Annotated in this window: 18 protein-coding genes; 10 read left to right on the top strand and 8 right to left on the bottom strand. The window is 71.4% G+C overall.

Annotated elements, in window-relative coordinates; genetic code table 11:
• Positions 1 to 341 precede the first annotated feature (341 nt).
• The 7 genes from ccrA to pssA all read left to right on the top strand — a co-directional run bounded on the left by ccrA (position 342) and on the right by pssA (position 8102).
• The gene (ccrA, locus tag AC3EUV_RS01335) at positions 342 to 1679 is read left to right on the top strand and encodes a crotonyl-CoA carboxylase/reductase (RefSeq protein WP_386431615.1); all 1338 of its coding nucleotides are present in this window, start codon (positions 342 to 344) and stop codon (positions 1677 to 1679) included.
• A gap of 39 nt (positions 1680 to 1718) precedes the next feature.
• Positions 1719 to 3731: a protein meaA gene (locus tag AC3EUV_RS01330; RefSeq protein WP_435601916.1), complete on the top strand. Its 2013-nt coding sequence runs from the start codon at positions 1719 to 1721 to the stop codon at positions 3729 to 3731.
• The gene (locus AC3EUV_RS01325; RefSeq protein ID WP_432140482.1) at positions 3728 to 4699 is read left to right on the top strand and encodes an HpcH/HpaI aldolase/citrate lyase family protein; all 972 of its coding nucleotides are present in this window, start codon (positions 3728 to 3730) and stop codon (positions 4697 to 4699) included. Before AC3EUV_RS01330 ends, AC3EUV_RS01325 begins: the two co-directional genes overlap by 4 nt.
• 5 nt (positions 4700 to 4704) lie before the next feature.
• Positions 4705 to 5226, top strand: a complete 522-nt coding sequence (locus tag AC3EUV_RS01320; protein ID WP_432140481.1) for a MaoC family dehydratase — start codon at positions 4705 to 4707, stop codon at positions 5224 to 5226.
• A 2-nt stretch (positions 5227 to 5228) separates the two neighbouring features.
• Positions 5229 to 6434 (top strand): acyl-CoA dehydrogenase family protein, encoded by a 1206-nt coding sequence (locus AC3EUV_RS01315; protein WP_042161274.1) that lies wholly within the window; start codon positions 5229 to 5231, stop codon positions 6432 to 6434.
• A 170-nt stretch (positions 6435 to 6604) separates the two neighbouring features.
• On the top strand, positions 6605 to 7252 hold the full coding sequence (locus tag AC3EUV_RS01310) for a phosphatidylserine decarboxylase (RefSeq protein WP_042161276.1): 648 nt from the start codon (positions 6605 to 6607) through the stop codon (positions 7250 to 7252).
• The gene (pssA, locus tag AC3EUV_RS01305) at positions 7239 to 8102 is read left to right on the top strand and encodes a CDP-diacylglycerol--serine O-phosphatidyltransferase (RefSeq protein WP_432140480.1); all 864 of its coding nucleotides are present in this window, start codon (positions 7239 to 7241) and stop codon (positions 8100 to 8102) included. The genes AC3EUV_RS01310 and pssA overlap by 14 nt, the downstream gene beginning before the upstream one ends.
• 91 nt (positions 8103 to 8193) lie before the next feature.
• Here the strand turns inward: pssA and AC3EUV_RS01300 are convergent, their stop codons facing one another.
• On the bottom strand, positions 8194 to 9318 hold the full coding sequence (locus AC3EUV_RS01300; RefSeq protein WP_435602045.1) for a glycerate kinase: 1125 nt from the start codon (positions 9316 to 9318) through the stop codon (positions 8194 to 8196).
• Between the two features lie 215 nt (positions 9319 to 9533).
• On the opposite strand from AC3EUV_RS01300, the gene AC3EUV_RS01295 reads away from it, so the two are divergent.
• A complete protein-coding gene (locus AC3EUV_RS01295) occupies positions 9534 to 10037 on the top strand; it encodes an NUDIX domain-containing protein (protein ID WP_432140723.1) in 504 nt (167 codons plus the stop codon).
• A 40-nt stretch (positions 10038 to 10077) separates the two neighbouring features.
• Complete coding sequence (locus tag AC3EUV_RS01290) at positions 10078 to 10878, top strand: nucleotidyltransferase domain-containing protein (protein ID WP_435601915.1); 801 nt, start codon at positions 10078 to 10080, stop codon at positions 10876 to 10878.
• Between the two features lie 79 nt (positions 10879 to 10957).
• Here AC3EUV_RS01290 and AC3EUV_RS01285 read toward each other — a convergent pair whose 3' ends face one another.
• The 6 genes from AC3EUV_RS01285 to AC3EUV_RS01260 all read right to left on the bottom strand — a co-directional run bounded on the left by AC3EUV_RS01285 (position 10958) and on the right by AC3EUV_RS01260 (position 18148).
• Positions 10958 to 11503, bottom strand: a complete 546-nt coding sequence (locus tag AC3EUV_RS01285) for a methylated-DNA--[protein]-cysteine S-methyltransferase (RefSeq protein ID WP_435601914.1) — start codon at positions 11501 to 11503, stop codon at positions 10958 to 10960.
• Between the two features lie 10 nt (positions 11504 to 11513).
• Positions 11514 to 12986: an AlkA N-terminal domain-containing protein gene (locus AC3EUV_RS01280; RefSeq protein WP_432141191.1), complete on the bottom strand. Its 1473-nt coding sequence runs from the start codon at positions 12984 to 12986 to the stop codon at positions 11514 to 11516.
• Between the two features lie 141 nt (positions 12987 to 13127).
• Positions 13128 to 13640 (bottom strand): O-acetyl-ADP-ribose deacetylase, encoded by a 513-nt coding sequence (locus AC3EUV_RS01275; RefSeq protein WP_432141190.1) that lies wholly within the window; start codon positions 13638 to 13640, stop codon positions 13128 to 13130.
• Positions 13641 to 13737: 97 nt separating this feature from the next.
• Positions 13738 to 15150, bottom strand: coding sequence for a phytoene desaturase family protein (locus AC3EUV_RS01270; protein ID WP_435601913.1), 1413 nt, complete (start codon positions 15148 to 15150; stop codon positions 13738 to 13740).
• A gap of 49 nt (positions 15151 to 15199) precedes the next feature.
• Complete coding sequence (locus AC3EUV_RS01265; RefSeq protein WP_432141188.1) at positions 15200 to 16126, bottom strand: inositol monophosphatase family protein; 927 nt, start codon at positions 16124 to 16126, stop codon at positions 15200 to 15202.
• Between the two features lie 156 nt (positions 16127 to 16282).
• A complete protein-coding gene (locus AC3EUV_RS01260) occupies positions 16283 to 18148 on the bottom strand; it encodes a gamma-glutamyltransferase family protein (protein WP_435601912.1) in 1866 nt (621 codons plus the stop codon).
• Between the two features lie 248 nt (positions 18149 to 18396).
• On the opposite strand from AC3EUV_RS01260, the gene AC3EUV_RS01255 reads away from it, so the two are divergent.
• On the top strand, positions 18397 to 19161 hold the full coding sequence (locus AC3EUV_RS01255) for an SIR2 family NAD-dependent protein deacylase (protein ID WP_432141185.1): 765 nt from the start codon (positions 18397 to 18399) through the stop codon (positions 19159 to 19161).
• A gap of 51 nt (positions 19162 to 19212) precedes the next feature.
• Here the strand turns inward: AC3EUV_RS01255 and AC3EUV_RS01250 are convergent, their stop codons facing one another.
• A complete protein-coding gene (locus AC3EUV_RS01250) occupies positions 19213 to 19386 on the bottom strand; it encodes a hypothetical protein (protein ID WP_432141209.1) in 174 nt (57 codons plus the stop codon).
• Positions 19387 to 19876 lie beyond the last annotated feature (490 nt).

Here is a 19876-nt window from a genome sequence, read left to right as displayed (position 1 = left end):
CATCTGAGAGAAATTCTTGGCACTCAGTGTCTTGTCGACTGGCACGCGGTGTCATACGTTGAGGGTGTCCGGGCGGCCGGCGTGCTGCGAACCCACGCACGCCGGCTGTCCCACCAGCCCTATGTGGCTGTCCGCCCGGATGCCTGCGTCACAGGCACTTCCCAGCTGCCGCTGGGCACCGCGCTCACCCAGCGCTGCCAGGCACCGCGGCCGACGGCTCTGCGACCCCCGCAGAGGCGACGGCAACGGCGCCACCCCGGCCGAACCGACGGCACCACCTCCCGCACCACCCCGACGTTCCCTCAAGCCGTTTCCCCGACGCGCTTCGCCGGAGGCACCCCGTGAACGAAATCCTGGACGCAATCCTCGCGCCTGACACCACCAGCGCCGACTTCGCCGGCCTGACCATCCCCGAGTCCTACCGCGCGGTGACCGTGCACAAGGACGAGGCCGAGATGTTCGCCGGCCTCGAAAGCAAGGTGAAGGACCCCCGCAAGTCACTGCACGTCGACGAGGTGCCGGTGCCCGAGCTGGGCCCGGGCGAGGCGCTGGTGGCCGTCATGGCCTCCTCCGTGAACTACAACTCCGTGTGGACCTCGATCTTCGAGCCGGTGTCGACGTTCGGGTTCCTGGAGCGCTACGGCAGGCTCTCCCCGCTCACCAAGCGGCACGACCTGCCGTACCACGTCATCGGCTCCGACCTGGCCGGCGTGGTCCTGCGCACCGGCCCCGGTGTCAACGCCTGGGGCCCCGGTGACGAGGTCGTCGCGCACTGCCTGTCCGTCGAGCTGGAGTCCTCCGACGGCCACAACGACACCATGCTCGACCCCGAGCAGCGGATCTGGGGCTTCGAGACCAACTTCGGCGGCCTGGCCGAGATCGCGCTGGTCAAGTCCAACCAGCTGATGCCCAAGCCGAAGCACCTGAGCTGGGAGGAGGCGGCGTCGCCCGGTCTGGTCAACTCCACCGCCTACCGCCAGCTCGTCTCGCAGAACGGCGCGGCGATGAAGCAGGGCGACAACGTCCTGATCTGGGGCGCCAGCGGCGGACTCGGCTCGTACGCCACCCAGTTCGCGCTGGCCGGCGGCGCCAACCCGATCTGCGTGGTCTCCTCCGACCAGAAGGCGGAGATCTGCCGGAAGATGGGCGCCGAGGCGATCATCGACCGCAACGCCGAGGGCTACAAGTTCTGGAAGGACGAGCAGACCCAGGACCCCAAGGAGTGGAAGCGCTTCGGCAAGCGCATCCGCGAGCTGACCGGCGGCGAGGACGTGGACATCGTCTTCGAGCACCCCGGCCGGGAGACCTTCGGCGCCTCGGTGTACGTCACGCGCAAGGGCGGCACCATCGTCACCTGCGCCTCCACCTCGGGCTACAACCACGAGTACGACAACCGCTACCTGTGGATGTCGCTGAAGCGGATCGTCGGCTCGCACTTCGCCAACTACCGCGAGGCGTGGGAGGCCAACCGCCTGATCGCCAAGGGCAAGATCCACCCGACCCTGTCGAAGACGTACACCCTCGAAGAGACCGGACAGGCGGCGTACGACGTGCACCGCAACCTCCACCAGGGCAAGGTCGGCGTGCTGGCACTGGCCCCCGAGGAGGGGATGGGCGTGCGCGACGAAGAAATGCGCGCCAAGCACCTCGACGCCATCAACCGGTTCCGGAACGTCTGAGGCAACTCGGACTGCGGACCACGAAGATACGGGCCTGATATGACTGAGCGTCAGAAGGATCGTCCGTGGCTGATGCGGACGTACGCCGGCCACTCCACCGCCGAGGCGTCCAACGAGCTGTACCGTCGCAACCTCGCCAAGGGCCAGACCGGCCTGTCGGTCGCGTTCGACCTCCCGACGCAGACCGGTTACGACCCCGACCACGTCCTCGCCCGCGGCGAGGTCGGCCGGGTCGGGGTCCCCGTGTCCCACCTCGGTGACATGCGACGGCTGTTCCAGGACATCCCGCTGGACCAGATGAACACCTCGATGACCATCAACGCGACGGCCATGTGGCTGCTGGCGCTGTACGAGGTGGTCGCCGAGGAGCAGGGCGCCGACATCTCCAAGCTGTCGGGGACGACGCAGAACGACATCGTCAAGGAGTACCTCTCGCGCGGGACGCATGTCTTCCCGCCGGGCCCCTCGCTCCGGCTGACCACCGACATGATCACGTACACGGTGGCGCACATCCCCAAGTGGAACCCGATCAACATCTGTAGCTACCACCTACAGGAGGCGGGCGCCACACCGGTCCAGGAGATCGCCTATGCGATGTCCACCGCGATCGCGGTGCTGGACGCGGTGCGGGACTCCGGGCAGGTGCCGCCGGAGAAGTTCGGTGATGTCGTGGCCCGTATCTCGTTCTTCGTGAACGCCGGCGTCCGGTTCATCGAGGAGATGTGCAAGATGCGCGCCTTCGGCCGCATCTGGGACAAGATCACCCGTGAGCGCTACGGCATCGAGAACGAGAAGCAGCGCCGGTTCCGCTACGGCGTCCAGGTCAACTCGCTCGGTCTGACCGAGGCGCAGCCGGAGAACAACGTCCAGCGGATCGTCCTGGAGATGCTGGCCGTCACGCTCTCCAAGGACGCCCGCGCCCGCGCGGTGCAACTCCCGGCCTGGAACGAGGCGTTGGGGCTGCCGCGCCCCTGGGACCAGCAGTGGTCGCTGCGCATCCAGCAGGTCCTCGCCCACGAGAGCGACCTCCTCGAATACGAGGACATCTTCGCCGGCTCGCACGTCATCGAGGCCAAGGTGGACGCCCTGGTCACCGACTGCCTCGCGGAGATCGAGCGGATCCAGGAAATGGGCGGCGCGATGGCCGCGGTGGAGTCCGGCTACCTCAAGTCGCAGCTGGTCTCCGCGCACGCCGAGCGGCGGGCCCGGATCGAGGCCGGCGAGGAGAAGATCGTCGGCGTCAACTGCTTCGAGGGCACCGAGCCCAACCCGCTCACCGCGGACCTCGACACGGCCATCATGACCGTCGACCCGGCCAACGAGGCGCGCGTCGTCCAGGCGCTGCACGAGTGGCGGGACAACCGCGACGAGGGCCGCGCCCAGGACGCGCTGTCGGGCCTGAAGAAGACCGCGGCCGGTGACGGCAACCTCTTCGCGGCGACCCTGGAGTGCGCACGCGCCGGCGTGACGACCGGTGAGTGGGCCTGGGCGCTGCGGGACGTCTTCGGCGAGTTCCGGGCTCCTACGGGCGTCTCCAGCGCTCCCCTGGCGGTCGCCGCCGAGGAGGGCAGCCCGCTCGCCGAGGTCCGCGAGAAGGTCGCCAAGACCGCGGCCGAGCTCGGCAGCGGCAAGCTGCGGCTGCTGGTCGGCAAGCCCGGTCTGGACGGGCACAGCAACGGCGCCGAGCAGATCGCCGTACGGGCCCGGGACGCCGGCTTCGAGGTGATCTACCAGGGCATCCGGCTCACCCCGGAGCAGATCGTCTCGGCCGCGGTCGCCGAGGACGTGCACTGCGTCGGGCTGTCGATCCTGTCCGGCTCGCACGCCGAGCTGGTGCCGGACGTGCTGGCCCGGCTGCGGCGCACCGGCGTCGACGACATGCCGGTCATCGTCGGCGGCATCATCCCGTCCGCCGATGCGGCAGCGCTCCGGGAAGCCGGAGTGGCGGCCGTCTTCACCCCCAAGGATTTCGGTATTACGGAGATCATCGGCCGTATCGTCGACGAAATCCGGAAAGCGAACCAGCTCGACCCTCTGGAGGTCCCCGCATGACCCAGGCGAACCGCCCGCCCGGCGGCCGGCCGCGCCGCTCCTGCCTCGCGGTCCCCGGCAGCAACCCGCGCTTTCTGGAGAAGGCCCAGGGCCTCCCGGCCGACCAGGTCTTCCTGGACCTGGAGGACGCCTGCGCCCCGCTCGCCAAGGAAGGCGCCCGGCACCACATCGTCGAGGCGCTGAACGAGGGCGACTGGACCGGCAAGACACGGGTCGTGCGGGTCAACGACTGGACCACGCACTGGACGTACCGGGACGTCATCACGGTCGTCGAGGGCGCGGGGCAGAACCTCGACTGCATCATGCTGCCGAAGGTGCAGGACGCCCAGCAGATCGTGGCGCTGGACCTGCTGCTGACGCAGATCGAGAAGACCATGGGCTTCGAGGTCGGCCGGATCGGCATCGAGGCGCAGATCGAGAACGCCAAGGGCCTGGTGAACGTCGATGAGATCGCCGGTGCCTCGCCGCGCCTGGAGACCATCATCTTCGGCCCGGCCGACTTCATGGCGTCCATCAACATGAAGTCCCTGGTGGTCGGCGAGCAGCCGCCCGGCTATGGGGCGGATGCGTACCACTACATTCTGATGCGCATCCTGATGGCCGCACGCACCTACGATCTCCAGGCCATCGACGGTCCGTACCTTCAGATCAAGAATGTTGACGGCTATCGCGAGGTAGCCGGCCGCGCCGCCGCCCTCGGCTTCGACGGCAAATGGGTGCTGCACCCGGGTCAGGTCGAGGCCGCCAACGAGGTGTTCTCGCCCTCCCAGGAGGACTATGACCACGCGGAGCTGATTCTGGACGCCTACGAGTGGCACACCTCGGCGGCGGGCGGAGCCAAGGGTTCCGCGATGCTCGGCGACGAAATGATCGACGAGGCGAGCCGGAAGATGGCGCTGGTCATCGCCGGCAAGGGCCGGGCCGCCGGCATGATCCGCACATCCAAGTTCGAGGCCCCGGAGGCTTAAGCGCGATGCAGTTCGGCCGCACCTATGAAGAGTTCACCGTCGGCGATGTGTACAAGCACTGGCCGGGGAAAACCGTCACGGAATACGACGACCACCTCTTCTGTCTGCTCACCATGAATCATCACCCGCTGCACATGGACAGCAACTACGCCGAGCAGACCACCGACTTCGGAAAGAACGTCGTCGTCGGTAACTACATCTACTCGCTGCTGCTGGGCATGTCGGTGCCCGACGTCTCCGGAAAGGCCATCGCCAATCTGGAGATCGAGTCGCTGAAGCACGTGGCGCCGACCTTCCACGGCGACACCCTCTACGGCGAGACGACCGTGCTCGACAAGACCCCGTCCCGCTCCAAGTCGGACCGCGGCATCGTGCACGTCGAGACCAAGGGATACAAGCAGGACGGCACCCTGGTCTGCGTCTTCCGGCGCAAGGTCATGGTCCCCACGGCCACGTACATCAAGGAGCGCGGCGGCGAGCAGCCGGGCCGCCCGGAGCTTGTGGCCCCGGCCAAGAAGGAGAAGTAGCCATGACCCGTCTCGCGCAGACCGAGGGCCTGACCGACATTCAGCGGGAAATCCTCTCCACCGTCCGCGATTTCGTGGACAAGGAGATCCTGCCGGTCGCCACCGAGCTGGAGCACCGCGACGAATACCCGTCGCAGATCGTCGAGGGCCTCAAGGAACTCGGCGTGTTCGGCCTGATGATCCCCGAGGAGTACGGCGGTCTGGGTGAGTCCCTTCTCACCTATGCGCTGACCGTGGAGGAGATCGCCCGCGGCTGGATGAGTGTCTCGGGCATCATCAACACGCACTTCATCGTGGCGTACATGCTCAAGCAGCACGGCACGCAGGAGCAGAAGGACTACTTCCTCCCGAAGATGGCGGCCGGTGAGATCCGGGGCGCCTTCTCGATGTCGGAGCCCGCACTGGGCTCGGACGTTTCGGCCATTTCCTCCAAGGGCGTGCGGGACGGTGACGACTACGTCCTCAACGGCCAGAAGATGTGGCTCACCAACGGCGGTTCGTCCACGCTCGTCGCGGTGCTCTGCCGTACGGACGAGGGCCACCCGGAGGGCACCGCGCCGCACAAGTCGATGACGACCTTCCTCGTGGAGAAGGAGGCCGGCTTCGGTGAGGTGCGCCCCGGCCTGACGATTCCGGGCAAGATCGACAAGATGGGCTACAAGGGTGTCGACACCACCGAGCTGATCATGGACGGGCTGCGGATCCCGGCCGATCGGGTGCTCGGCGGCGAGACCGGACGTGGCTTCTATCACATGATGGACGGCGTCGAGGTCGGCCGGGTCAATGTGGCCGCGCGCGGCTGCGGGGTCGCCCAGCGCGCCTTCGAGCTGGGTGTTTCGTACGCGCAGCAGCGACACACCTTCGGCAAGCCGATCGCGCAGCACCAGGCTATCCAGTTCAAACTGGCGGAAATGGCGACAAAGGTCGAAGCCGCCCATGCCATGATGGTTAACGCCGCTCGCAAAAAGGACTCGGGCCAGCGAAACGACCTCGAAGCGGGTATGGCGAAGTACCTGGCCTCCGAGTACTGCAAGGAGGTGGTGGAAGACGCGTTCCGTATCCACGGTGGCTACGGCTTCTCGAAGGAGTACGAGATCGAGCGCCTCTACCGCGAAGCCCCCATGCTTCTGATCGGCGAAGGTACCGCCGAGATCCAGAAAATGATCATTGGGCGACGACTACTGGAGGAGTACCGGATCCAGGGGTGAACATCCCGTTTGCGCCACTTTGGCCTAGACGAAGATCACACCCCGTCATCGTTCTTCGGCCACGGATTGGCTCTGGCTCTTGGCCAGTTGCCGCTCGTAACCGATAGCATCCATGGAAAGCCGCCGTCCCCCGTGTCCATAAGCGGCATCCTCCGCTACGAAGGTCATCCATGCCCCACAGCCAATCCTCTGCACAACGCGGTCGCGTCCGCCTCGCGCGCGGAGCGTCGCCGTGGCTCCTGCCGACCGTTGCCACGGCAGCGGTCAGCCTCGCCCGGTCTCGCCGGTCGGGTCGCTGGGCCGCCGTTGCCGTGCCCACCACCGCACTGGCGGCGGGCATGCTGTGGTTCTTCCGCGACCCCGAGCGGGAGATCGCTCAGGGCCGGGTCATCTCTCCGGCCGACGGCGTGGTGCAGAGCATCATGCCGTGGAAGGACGGACGCACCCGCGTCGCGATCTTCATGAGCCCGCTGAACGTCCACGTCAACCGTGCGCCGCTGGCCGGCACGGTGACCTCCGTGGAGCACATCCCCGGCGGATTCGTTCCGGCGTTCAACAAGGAGAGCGAGAACAACGAGCGGGTGGTCTGGCACTTCGACACCGAGCTCGGCGACATCGAGATGGTGCAGATCGCCGGCGCGGTGGCCCGCCGTATCGTCCCCTACGTGCCCCAGGGCACCAAGGTGGAACAGGGTGAACGGATCGGTCTGATCCGCTTCGGCTCGCGGGTCGACGTCTACCTCCCGGAGGGCGTGGAGGCGGCGGTCGAGGTCGGCCAGGCCACCACCGCGGGGGTGACTCGCCTTGACCGTGATTGATCCCGAAACACAGGCCGGCTGGGCGCCCGAGACCGATGAGGACGAGGACGACATGCCGCTGTCCACGCGGCTGTCAATAGCGGACACCCTCACCCTCGGCAACGCGATCTGCGGCTTCATGGCCGTGTACTTCACGACCACCGGCGTCCTCATCCCGCATCTGACGGGCAACGAGGACGGCGGGATGGCCCGGCACAGTGCCGCGATGGCCGTGATCCTGATGCTGCTCGCGTCGGTCTTCGACCTCTTCGACGGGCTGGTGGCACGCAAGCTGCGGGCCTCGGCGATGGGGGCCGAGCTCGACAACCTCTCCGACCTGATCAGCTTCGGACTGGCGCCCGCGTACTTCGTCGTGACCTGGGGCATGGTCGCCCTCCAGAGCGCGCACCAGCGGGTGTCCCTGGTGGCCGCGGTCGTGGTGCTGCTGGCGGTGGTGCTCCGGCTTGCGCGGTTCTCCTGTGTCACGCTGCGTGATGGCATCTTCCAGGGCATGCCGAGCCCGTTCGGCGCCCTGACCGTCGTCGCCATCGTGCTGCTGGAGCTGCCGTTCCTGCCGACGCTGCTGGCGATCATCGGGGTGGCCTGGCTGATGGTGAGCCGGGTCGAGTACCCCAAGCCGCGGGGCCGCCTCGCGGTGGCGATGCTCAGCTGGATCGTGCTCAGCATGGGCATGCTCGCCGCCTGGGCCCTGGACGCCCCCGGCGGGCAGCTGCTGCTCCAGACCGGCTGCTCCCTTCAGGTGGTCCTGGGCGCGATGATCCCGCTGTTCGCGACGGCCCGGAGGGTCAACACCTTCCGCGACAACCGCCGTGAGTCGCGCGCGGAGTCCCGCGCCGCACAGCTTCCCTAACGCAGAACACGCCGCGGGCCCCGAGCGAATCATTCGCTCGGGGCCCGCGGCGTTTGTGGTGGGTGCGGCCCGCCGGGGGCCGCACCGGGCCTCAGACCAGGAAGTCCCGCGCCAGCCGCTCCGCCGCCCGCTCCAGCAGCGGGCCCGCCTCCGCCATACAGCGGGCCGGGTCGGACTCCAGGTCCGTCAGGGCGTAGGCCCGCCGGATGCCGGCGGCGGCGAGCGCCTCCTGCGGCAGCTGGAGCCGGCCGCAGACCGCGACCACGTCCAGACCGGCCGCACGGGCCGCGGCGGCGACCCCGGCCGGCGCCTTGCCGTGCAGGGTCTGCGCGTCGAGCGAGCCCTCGCCGGTGATGACGAAGGTGGCCTTCGCCAGCGCCGGGGCGAAGCCCAGGACGTCCAGCATCACGTCGATGCCCGGCCGGAAGGCGGCGTCCAGGCCGACCAGCGCGCCGTAGCCAATACCGCCCGCGGCGCCCGCGCCGGGCGCCAGGGCGGCTTCCGCGGCCTTCGGGCCCACCGCACCCGCCAGCACCTCGGCATAGTGCGCCAGGGCCGCGTCCAGGGTGGCCACGTCTTCCTGGCTCGCGCCCTTCTGCGGGCCGTAGACCGCCGGGGCGCCCTTCGGGCCCGTGAGCGGGTTGTCGACGTCGCTGGCGAGCACGATCTCCGTCTTGGCCAGCCGGGGGTCCAGCCCCGACAGATCAACGGTGGCCAGGTCGCGCAGCGGGCCGCCGCCGGGGGCGACCGGCTCGCCGTGCGCGTCCAGGAACCGTGCGCCGAGTGCCGCGAGCATCCCCGCCCCGCCGTCGGTCGTGGCGCTGCCGCCGACGCCGAAGACGATCGAGGTCGCGCCCGCGTCGAGGGCGGCGAGCAGCAGCTCACCGGTGCCGTACGTGGTGGCCGTCAGGGGTGCGAAGACGCCCCCGGGGAGGTGCTGGAGTCCGGACGCCTCCGCCATCTCCACCACGGCGGTGCCATCGGCCCGCAGCGCGAAGGTGGCCGTGACCGGCACGCCGGTGGGACCGGTCACCTGCACCCTCTGGGGCGCGAATCCAGCGGCGAGCGCCGCCTGTGTCGTGCCGTCGCCGCCGTCCGCGACCGGGACGGCCGAGACCGTCAGCCCGGGGACCGCGCGCCGCAGACCGGCCGTGACATGCTCGGCGACCTCGACGGCCGTGAGCGAGCCCTTGAATTTGTCCGCGGCGATCAGCACATGTGCTGTGGATGTCCTTGATGCGTCCGCCACCGTGTTTCCCCTTGCTTTCGAACTGGCAGTCGCGCCGCTGTGACCTTATCCGGCACGCGCCACGGCGAACAGGGCACACCGGTCAGCGGTGCCGCCGAGCGCCCCCGGTGTGCGCCCCTCGAAGATCAGCCGGGCGGGCGCGGCCCCGGACCCGCGCCGTCTAGGCTCGCGCCGTGACGACCATGGACTACGCCGCCTATATCGCCGGTCTGCCCCGTGTGCTCGCGGGCGCGGGCACCCTCTTCCGCGACGCGGAGGGACGCCTGCTGCTCGTGGAGCCCAACTACCGCGACACCTGGATCCTGCCCGGCGGCACCGTCGAGTCGGACGCCGGCGAGTCGCCCCGCCAGGCCGCCCGCCGCGAGACCGCCGAGGAGATCGGCCTGGACATCGAGCCGGGCGCGCTGCTCGCCGTCGACTGGGTACGCAGCAGGCACCGGCCGCCGCTGGTGTTCTACCTGTACGACGGCGGGGTGCTGGACGCGGCCCGGCTGGCCGCGATCCGGCTCCAGGAGGAGGAGCTGCTCTCCTGGCGGCTGGTCCACTGGGACGAGGCCCGGACCCTGGTGAGCCACGAGATGGCGCTGCGGCTCGACGCCGCGCTGAAGGCCCTCGCGGCCGGCCGCGGCCCGGCAGAGCTGGAGGACGGAATTCCGCAGGGCGGGGCTGACGGTCCGTCGAAATGAAGTGGACACCGGGGCGGCCATGCTCCCTGGGCTGACCGCCATGGACGCCATCGCAGCCGAGGTCGCACAGGTGCCGGGGATCGTCGGGGTGATGCTCGGCGGAAGCCGGGCCCGGGGCACCCACCGGCCGGACTCCGACTGGGATCTGGGGGTCTATTACCGGGGTGAGCCGGACCTGGCGGCGCTGGAGACGCTGGCCGCGAAGGTGACCGGTGGTCCCGTCGAGGTGTACGGGCCGGGGTCCTGGGGCGCATGGGTCAACGGCGGGGCCTGGCTGGTGCTGCCCGACGGCCGTCAGGTGGACTGGATCCTGCGGGACGTCGACCGGGTGCGGCGGGTGTGGGAGGAGTGCCGCGCGGGCCGCTTCGAGATCGGCGTCCAGGCGGGCCACCCGCTCGGCTTCTGGTCCCCCGCCTACCCGGGCGAGGCGGCACTGGGCCGGGTCCTCGCCGACACCGACGGCGAACTGGCCCGCCTCCGCCACGAGACCCAGGACTACCCGGAGGCGCTCCGCAAGGCGCTGACCCGCGACGCGGTCTGGGACGCCGGGTTCTCGGTGGCGATGGCGGGCAAGTCGTACACGGCCCGGGACGTGCTGCATGCGGCCCTGTGTCTGTCCCGCGCCGTCGGCGGCCTCGTCCAGGCCCTGCACGCCCACCACCGCGTCTGGTGCCTCAACGAGAAGGGCGCCCTCGCGGCGGCCGCGGCGATGCCGGAGACGCCGCCCGGCTTCGGTGCCCGTGCGGCTGCCCTGCTCGGCGAACTCGGCCACACGGAAGAGGAGTTGGGCCGGTCGTTGACGGCGGCTGAGGAGTTGGTGGCGGAGGTGCGGGGGGGGTGACGGGGGGCTAGGGGGTGTCCGCGGAGCGAGGGCCCCGTCCCGGCGGAGGTCGCGTCGAGCGGGGCCCTGCGGCGTGCCGTCACCCGCACGCCTCCGCCGGGAACAGGCCGTCCTCCGTCCGTTCGAAGGCGAGCAGCCGGCGCTTGCGGTCGAGGCCGCCGCCGTAGCCGGTGAGGCTGCCGTTGGCGCCCACGACGCGATGGCAGGGGACGATGATGCCGACCGGGTTGCGGCCGTTGGCCAGGCCGACCGCGCGGGACGCCGACGGGGTGCCGAGCCGCTCGGCGAGCTGTCCGTAGGAGACGGTCTCGCCGTACGGGATGGTGCACAGCGCCGCCCACACGCGCCGCTGGAAGGGCGTGCCGCGCAGGGCGAGCGGCAGGTCGAAGGTGGTCAACTCGCCGCGGAAATAGGCCCGGAGCTGGGCGATGGTGGCGGCGAACGGGGGCTCGCCGGGGTCCGCCGGGACGCCGAAGGTCTCCTGGGGCGGGCGGTGGCGCTGGTCGGTCATGTAGAGACCGCTGAGGGACTCTCCGGTGGCGACGAGGGTGAGCGGCCCCACCGGGGTGTCGTCCAGAACGGTTTGGGTGACGGGGGCGGCCGGTTCGGGTGCGTGCACGGTCATGGCGGTGGGCTCAGTTCGTCGGGAGGTGGTTGATGGGGTGGTCGTCGGTCGCCCAGAGGTACTGGACGGCGTAGGCGCGCCAGGGGCGCCAGAGCGCGGAGTGCCGGATGAGGGCCGCCGGGGTGTGCGGCAGGCCGAGGCCGGCGGCCGCGCGGCGCAGACCGAGGTCGGTGGGGGTGAAGGCGTCCGGGTCGCCGAGCGCGCGCATGGCGATGCACTCGACGGTCCAGGGGCCGATGCCGGGCAGCGCCGCTAGCTGCGCCCGGGCGGCGTCCCGGTCGCTGCCGACGCCCAGTTGCAGCGCACCGGAGCCGAGGGCGGCGATGACGCCGGTGAGGGTGGCCCGGCGGGTACGGGGCATCGCCAGCTGTTCCGGGTCCAGCCCGGCGAGCGCGGCGGCGGACGGGAAGAGATGGCTGAGGCCGCCGTCCGGGTCGTCGACCGGTTCGCCGTGCGCACGGACCAGCCGCCCGGCGTGGGTGCGGGCCGCCGCCGTCGAGACCTGCTGGCCGAGGACGGCGCGGACCGCGAACTCCTCCGCGTCGACCGTCCGCGGGACCCGGCGGCCGGGCGCCTTGTCGACGAGCGGGGCCAGCCGCGGGTCCTCGCGCAGCAGCCCGTCGACGGCTTCCGGGTCCGCGTCGAGGTCGAGCATCCGGCGGCAGCGGGCGATGGCACCGGCCAGATCGCGCAGATCGGTGAGGGAGAGGCGGCAGTCGATGTGGTCGGGGCGGGGGGAGAGCGCCACGATGCCGTGCCCGTAGGGGAGGTTCAGGGTCCGGCGGTAGGCGCCGTCCCGCCACTCCTCGACGCCGGGGACCGCGGTGGCGGCGAGGTGCCCGAAGAGGTTGTCGGGGTTCAGCGGCTGCCGGAAGGGCAGCCGCAGCGCGAGCGAACCGGGCACCGTCGCCCTCGGGCCCGGCCGGGCGCGCTGCCGCAGTTCCGTCGGGGACAGCGCGAAGACCTCCCGTACCGTCTCGTTGAAGGTGCGGATGCTGGCGAACCCGGCGGCGAAGGCGACGTCGGCCATCGGCAGTGCGGTGGTCTCCACCAGGAGCCGGGCGGTCTGCGCCCGCTGGGCCCGGGCCAGGGCGAGCGGCCCCGCCCCCAGCTCGGCCAGCAGCTGCCGCTCGGTCTGCCGGGTGCTGTAACCGAGCCGGGCCGCGAGTCCGGGGACGCCCTCACGGTCGACGATGCCATCGGCGATCAGCCGCATGGCGCGGGCGACGAGGTCGGCCCGCTCGTTCCACTCCGGCGACCCCGGGCTGGCGTCCGGCCGGCACCGCTTGCAGGCCCGGAAACCGGCCTGCTGGGCGGCGGCCGCGCTCGGGTAGAAGCGTATGTTCTCCGGCTTGGGAGGCACCACGGGGCAGCTGGGACGGCAGTAGATACGGGTCGTGAGCACGGCCGTGAAGAACCAGCCGTCGAAGCGGGCATCCTTGGACTGCACGGCGCGCAGACAGCGCTCGGTGTCGGTGTGCATGCCCTCAGGATTCCCCAGCCGGGGCCCTTCGGCTGGCGAGAATCCGACATCAACGTGGGGTGACCAGGGAGGGCGGCGCGGTCCTCCGGCAACGACTGAGCCTGCGTTTGCGCAGGTCAGCCCCCGTACCTTCTGCCATAATCAGCCGACAAGCGCCGCGAAAACCGTGTACGCCTGCTCGTCGAAGAGGACGAATCGCACCTCTTCCACCGCCGTCTCCGTAGCCCGCACGGTCTCCACCGCGATGCGGGCGGCTTCCTCCATCGGCCACCTGTAGACGCCGGTGGAGATGGCCGGGAACGCGACCGTGCGCGCGCCCAGGTCGTCGGCGACCCGCAGGGACTCGCGGTAGCAGGAGGCGAGGAGCTCGGAGCGGTCCTCGCTCTTCGCCCACACCGGGCCGACGGTGTGGATGACCCAGCGGGCCGGCAGCCGGCCGGCGGTGGTGGCGACGGCCTGGCCGGTGGGCAGGCCGCGGCCGTACCGGTCGGCGCGCAGATCACGGCACGCGTCGAGGATCTCGGGGCCGCCGCGCCGGTGGATCGCGCCGTCCACTCCCCCGCCGCCGAGGAGCGACGAGTTGGCGGCGTTGACCACGGCGTCCACGGCTTGTTCGGTGATGTCGCCCTGGATGAGGGTGAGGGAGGTGCTCATGGGGGCTGAGCCTAGGCGGTGGCCCGCGCATCCGCGGGGAACGACGGGCGAGGCGGGGTACGGGTCACCCGCCCGCGCGGGCCGAACTGCCCGTTGTTCAGCGGTGGTTGGCGCGCAGGCGGCGCCAGACCGTCTTGGCGGCGTAGTGGCCGGACATGCCATGGACGCCGGGGCCGGGCGGGGTGGCCTGGGAGCAGAGGTAGATGGCGGGGTGGGCGGTCTCGTACGGGACCCGGGCGAGCTTGGGGCGGATGAGCAGGCGCAGGCCGGCCGCGGAGCCGGTGGCGGTGTCGCCGCCGACGTAATTGGCGTTGCGGGCGGCGATTTGGGGCGGGCCGGCGACCGCGCGGGCCAGCACGAGGTCGCGGAAGCCGGGGGCGAAGCGCTCGATCTGCCGCTCGACGACCTCGGTGGCGTCGCCCTCCCAGCCGTTGGGGACATGCCCGTACGCCCAGAAGGTGTGCTTGCCCTCGGGGGCGCGGGTGGGGTCGATCAGGCTGGGCTGAGCGGTGATCAGGAAGGGGACGGCGGGGTCCTGGCCATGGGTGGCGGCGTTGAGCGAGGCGCCGATCTCGCCGCTGGTGGGGCCGATGTGGACGGTGCCGGCGCGGTGCGCCTCCTTGGCCGTCCACGGCACCGGGGCCGACAGCGCGTAGTCGATCTTGAAGACGCTGGGGCCGTACTTCACCTCGCGGTAGGCGTTGCCCAATCCGGCGATCCGGGCGAGCGCGGTCGGTGAGGTGTCGAAGACGTACGCGCGGGCCGGCGGCAGGTCGTCCAGGCGCTTGACCTCGAAGTCGGTGTGCACCACCCCGCCATGGGCGCGCAGCAGACCGGCGAGCGCGTCGGAGATCGCCTGGGAGCCGCCGCGCGGTACCGGCCAGCCCTTGTGGTGCGCGGCGAGCGCGAACATCAGGGCCATGCCGGAGGTGCCGATGCCGCTGAGCGGGGCGTTGGCGTGCGCCCCGAGTCCGGCGAGCAGTGCGCGGGCCTTCGCGCCCTGGAAGCGGCGGTTGAGGAGGCTGACCGGCTGGATCCCGACCAGGCCGAAGCGGGCGTAGGTCACCGGGTCCTGCGGCAGGCCGAGCCACTGGGTGCGCAGGAAGTCGTGGGCCATGGTGTCCCACTTGCCGACGAAGGGGGCCACCAGCCTGCGGTAGGCGCCGGCGTCCCGCGGCCCGAAGGACATGGCCGTCTCGCCGACGGAGTGGGCGAGCACCGCGGCCGTGCCGTCCGGGAAGGGGTGCGCCATCGGGAGCTCGGGGTGCAGCCACTCGAGGCCGTAGCGGTCCAGCGGCATGGCGGAGAAGGCGGGCGAGCCGACGCCGGTGGGGTGCACCGCCGAGCAGGGGTCGTGGCGGAAGCCGGGAAGGGTCAGCTCCTCGGTGCGGGCGCCGCCGCCGATGGTGTCGCGGGCCTCGAAGACCTCCACGGACATACCGCGGCGGGCCAGTTCGGCGGCCGCCGTCAGGCCGTTGGGCCCCGCTCCGATCACCACGGCATCGAGCATCCTCGGCACCTGCGCCACTCCCCTCAATTCCGACCCTCGTCGGTGAGGGTCAGTTGGCGGCTGCCAGCAGTCCGAGGATACGCCGCGCCGTTTCGGCGTCCCGCGCCGCGGTGAAGGGCAGCGCATTGCCGCCTTCGATACGGAACGGCTGCCCGGCGACCGTGCCGCTGGCGCCGCCCGCCTCATGGACCAGCAGCAGCCCGGCCGCGTGGTCCCAGGCGTTCTCCCAGCTGAAGGCCGTGGCGTCGATCTCGCCGCGGGCTATGTGCAGGTACTCCAGGCCCGCCGAGCCACAGGGGCGCGGGGCGATCCCGCCGGTGTCCAGGTTGGCGAGCACCCGCTTCTGGTCGTCGTCGGTGAAGTCGTAGTGGGAGGTGGCGACATCGAGGACCGCACCGGAGGACGGGCTGCCGGCCTGGAGCGGTACGCCGTTCAGCCAGGCGCCGGCGCCGCGGCGGGCGATGGCCATCAGGCCCAGTGCGGGGGCGTACGTCCAAGAGGCCAGCACCTCGCCGCGGTGGGCGAGTGCCACGAGCGTGCAGAAGCCCGGGTCGCCGTGCACGAACTGGCGGGTGCCGTCGACCGGGTCGACGATCCAGACGGGGGCGTCGCCACGCAGCGCGTCCAGCACACCCGGGTCGGCGTGCACCGCTTCCTCGCCGACCACCCGGGAGCCGGGCAGCAGGGCCGTGAGCGAAGCGGTGAGGTGCTCCTCGGCGAGCCGGTCGGCGACCGTGACGAGGTCGTGCGGCCCGTTCTTCTCGACGATGTCCTCGGCGGCGAGCTGCCGGAAGCGGGGCATGATCTCGTCGGCCGCGGCGCGGCGGACGGCGGCCTCGACGGCGGCCAGGTCCAGGGCCGAGAGGTCGAGCGACGGACCGTCCGGGGCGGTGGCCGGGGTCGCGGCGGGCGGGGTGGCGGCAATCGGGGTAATCGCGGTCTCTCCTGCATCTTGGGTACGAAGTGCTTCGATCATGCGTCCATCGAAACACGAGCCACTGACACGAGGACTGGACTCCAGGTGAATTCCGGATGCCGCGGCGGGCACGGGCCGGGGGCCGGGGGCCGGGCCGCTCGGTGAACACCGGACGCGCACCCGTCCCCGGCCCGGTACAGCCAGGGCCTCAGCGCCTCAGCGCCCGACCGCGTACCCCTGCATCCCCCGCGGATTCGCCGCCGCGGACAGCACCCCGGACTCCGGGTCCCGCGCCACCGCGCACAGCCGCCCCTCGGACCAGGCATCACCCACCGTGACCTGATGACCACGACGGCGCAGTTCATCGATGACCCGCTGGCCGATCCGGGACTCCACCGTCACGCTCCCCGGCCGCATCCCGCGCGGGAAGAAGGACCCGGGGAAGGAGTCCTGGTGCCAGTTCGGGGCGTCGATGGCGCCCTGGAGGTCGAGGCCGCCGCGGACCGCCCCGCGCAGCGCCACGGCCAGGAAGAAGTGCACCTGCCACTGGTCCTGCTGGTCGCCGCCCGGTGTCCCGAAAGCCATGACCGGGACCCCGTCGCGCAGCGCGAGGGACGGGGTGAGGGTGGTGCGGGGGCGGCGCCCCGGGGTGAGCGAGTTGGGCAGGCCCTCCTCCAGCCAGGCCATCTGGAGCCGGGTGCCGAGCGGGAAGCCGAGCTCCGGGACGACGGGGTTGGACTGGAGCCAGCCGCCGGACGGGGTGGCGGAGACCAGGTTGCCCCAGCGGTCGACGACATCGATATGGCAGGTGTCGCCGCGGGTGGCGCCGTTCCGGTCGATCTCGGGGGCGACATCCGCCGGTACGCCTTCGGCACCGGCCGCTCCCGGCACCCCGTGCGCGACGGTCGGCTCGCCCGCCCCGCGCCCGGCGGCACTCCGCGCCGCAAAGCCGTCCGTGCCCGCCGCGGCCGCCACCGCGTGCTTGCTCAGCCGCGGGGCGCGGCCGTCCGGGCTGCCGGGGCGCAGCTCGTACGAGGCACGCGCGCCGATGAGGGCCCGGCGGTCGGCGTTGTAGCCGTCGCTCAGCAGGGCGTCGAGCGGGACCTCGGCGGCGTCGCCGTACCAGGCCTCGCGGTCGGCCATCGCCAGCTTGCCGCCCTCGATGAGCAGATGGACGTACTCCGGGCTGCCGTACGCGGGCAACTCCGGCGGCAGCAGCGCGAGTTGCTGGAGGAAGGCGGGGCCCTGGGACCAGCCGCCGGCCTTGGCGACGGTCCAGCCGTTCCAGTCGTAGGTGACGGGCGCCTCGTAGGTGGCGGCGAAGGCGGCCAGGTCGTCGCCCGTGAGGGTGCCCGCGTGGCGTTCGCCGGAGGTGTCCATGGCGGGGCGGGCCGCGAAGCCGGCGAGCGCCTCGCCGATGAAGCCTTCGCGCCAGATACGGCGGGCGGCCTCGATCTGCGCTTCACGGCCGGTCGCCGCGGTCTCCGCCTCGGCGATCAGCCGGCGCCACGTGGCGGCCAGCGGCCGGTTCCTGAGCAGTCCTCCGGGGGCGACGGGCCGGCCGTCGGGGAGGTAGATCTCGGCGGAGGAGGTCCACTCCGTCTCGAAGAGTTCACGGACCGTCGCGACGGTCGCGCCGATCCGCTCCACGGCGGGATGGCCGTGCTCGGCGTAGCCGATGGCGTACCGCAGCACCTCGGCCAGGGACTTGCTGCCGTGGTCGCGCAGCAGCAGCATCCAGGCGTCGAAGGCACCCGGGACCGCGGCGGCGAGCGGTCCGGTGCCGGGCACCAGGTCGAGACCCAGCGAGGTGTAGTGCGCCACGCTCGCACCGGCCGGTGCCGGGCCCTGGCCGCACAGCACCCGCACCGGCCCGTCCACGGGAGCCAGGATGATCGGCACCTCACCCGCCGGACCGTTCAGATGCGGCTCCACGACATGCAGCACGAACCCGGCGGCCACCGCTGCGTCATAGGCGTTTCCGTCGTCCTCCAGGACGGCCATCGCGGACTGGGACGCCAGCCAGTGCGTGGTGGAGGCCATACCGAAGGTGCCTTGGAGGGTCGGGCGGGTGGTGAACACGGTGACTCCTCTGTGCTGCGGTGAGAGCGGTGCGGGGCGGGCCGCCGGGCCGGTCGGCGGCCGGCCCTTCGCGATCGTACGTAGGAGCCACGGAGACGGCGCACGCCATACGGGAACCGGTGCGTTCCACCGCGGACCGGCCGGCGGGCGACCCCGGGGCGTGGCCGTAGGCTCGGGCGCGGGGTCAGGCAGCCCCGCCACCGATAACTGACAAGACGCCCGGCCCACGGACTGCATACGCTCACCCCATGACCGGTACCGCCCCCTCCCCCGACCAGCCGCCGCACCGCCCCCTCGTCGCGATCCTCACCGGAGCGGGTATCTCCACCGACTCCGGGATTCCCGATTACCGCGGGCCGAACGGGCTGTGGCGGCGGGACCCGGAGGCGGAGAAGCTGGTCACGTACGACGCGTACATGAGTGATCCGGAGATCCGGCGGCGGTCGTGGCGGATGCGACAGGAGAGCCCGGCGTTCCGGGCCCGGCCGAATGCCGCGCACGAGGCGGTGGCCAGGCTGGAGCGCTCCGGGACCCCGGTGCGGGTGATCACGCAGAACGTCGACGGACTGCATCAGCGCGCCGGGATGCCCGACCGCAAGGTGCTCGAACTGCACGGCACGGTACGCGCGGTGACCTGCACCCGCTGTCATGCCCGGTCCTCGATGGAGGAGGCGCTGGCGCGGGTGGCCGCGGGCGAACCGGATCCGGCGTGTCTGGTGTGCGGCGGGATTCTGAAGTCGGCGACGGTGATGTTCGGCGAGCGGCTCGATCCGCAGGTGCTGGGTACGGCACTGGGCGTGGCGAAGGCGGCGGAGGTCTTCCTCGCGGTCGGCACGACGCTTCAGGTGCAGCCGGCGGCCTCGCTCGCGGGGGTGGCCGCGGAGCACGGCGCACGGCTGATCATCGTCAACGCCGAGCCGACCCCGTACGACGAGCTCGCCGCCGAGGTCATCCGCGAGCCGATCGGCAGTGCGCTGCCCCGGCTGCTGGCGGGGCTGACGAAGGGCCCATGAGCGAAGGCCCCGCCCATGCGCCACGGGGGCAACGCACGGACAGGGCCGGTCTCAAAGGGCCCAGGAGTCGGCCGGGTCGTCCAGCCACACCCTTTCGCCCTTGGCGGTCACGGTCAGGCCGAACCGGGTGTGCTCAGGCTTTCCGCGGTGGACCCACCCTTGGGGAACGCGGAGGCCCATGGCGAACCGCTCCGGGCCGATACGCTTCCTCCAGTGTGCTCTCACGCGCCCGCCTCTACGGGTACGCCGTCGTGTTGGGGGTGGCGCCGGAGCAACACACGACAGTCCACGGCACGGGTCTGGTCCCGAGCCCTTTCGGCTGCCTCCAACTCCCGTTGCAGGGCAATGCACTTCGTGCAGCTCACGGCATACCCCGCGGGCGTTGCCTCCGTCGCGCTCACCCCCGCACCTCCCTTCCGTGCGGGTGACCCGCGATCACCCCGTTCAGGCTCCGGACCTCCAGCGAACGGCCCGCCCGCCGGGCCACCTCCCGCTCCCGGCCGCAGGGGTCGCACACGTTGCACCCCTGAACCGGGACGGGCTCCACCGTCGGTCCGGCCAACGCTGGTCCGAGGTCCGCGACATCGTCGGGGGACGCTGAAGCAGTTCGCTCAGTCATCCGAACCCCTCACTCTCTGCGGCTGGTTGGTGACAAGAGTGGGGTAAAAATCGCTAGTGTGAGAGGGATTCAGCGCCCAACCTGGGCGTTGGTCAG

Source organism: Streptomyces sp. bgisy130 (assembly GCF_057708345.1).
Note: the sequence above shows the minus strand (reverse complement) of the source record. Positions and strands in the feature narration are given on the sequence as shown.

Bases quoted from the DNA above. Each gene is read 5' to 3' on its own strand.
- AC3EUV_RS01330 (WP_435601916.1), top strand. From the start codon at position 1,719: ATGACTGAGCGTCAGAAGGATCGTCCGTGGCTGATGCGGACGTACGCC.
- AC3EUV_RS01325 (WP_432140482.1), top strand. From the start codon at position 3,728: ATGACCCAGGCGAACCGCCCGCCCGGCGGCCGGCCGCGCCGCTCCTGC.
- AC3EUV_RS01320 (WP_432140481.1), top strand. From the start codon at position 4,705: ATGCAGTTCGGCCGCACCTATGAAGAGTTCACCGTCGGCGATGTGTAC.
- AC3EUV_RS01315 (WP_042161274.1), top strand. From the start codon at position 5,229: ATGACCCGTCTCGCGCAGACCGAGGGCCTGACCGACATTCAGCGGGAA.
- AC3EUV_RS01310 (WP_042161276.1), top strand. From the start codon at position 6,605: ATGCCCCACAGCCAATCCTCTGCACAACGCGGTCGCGTCCGCCTCGCG.
- AC3EUV_RS01295 (WP_432140723.1), top strand. From the start codon at position 9,534: ATGGACTACGCCGCCTATATCGCCGGTCTGCCCCGTGTGCTCGCGGGC.
- AC3EUV_RS01290 (WP_435601915.1), top strand. From the start codon at position 10,078: ATGGACGCCATCGCAGCCGAGGTCGCACAGGTGCCGGGGATCGTCGGG.
- AC3EUV_RS01285 (WP_435601914.1), bottom strand. From the start codon at position 11,503: ATGACCGTGCACGCACCCGAACCGGCCGCCCCCGTCACCCAAACCGTT.
- AC3EUV_RS01280 (WP_432141191.1), bottom strand. From the start codon at position 12,986: ATGCACACCGACACCGAGCGCTGTCTGCGCGCCGTGCAGTCCAAGGAT.
- AC3EUV_RS01275 (WP_432141190.1), bottom strand. From the start codon at position 13,640: ATGAGCACCTCCCTCACCCTCATCCAGGGCGACATCACCGAACAAGCC.
- AC3EUV_RS01270 (WP_435601913.1), bottom strand. From the start codon at position 15,150: ATGCTCGATGCCGTGGTGATCGGAGCGGGGCCCAACGGCCTGACGGCG.
- AC3EUV_RS01265 (WP_432141188.1), bottom strand. From the start codon at position 16,126: ATGATCGAAGCACTTCGTACCCAAGATGCAGGAGAGACCGCGATTACC.
- AC3EUV_RS01255 (WP_432141185.1), top strand. From the start codon at position 18,397: ATGACCGGTACCGCCCCCTCCCCCGACCAGCCGCCGCACCGCCCCCTC.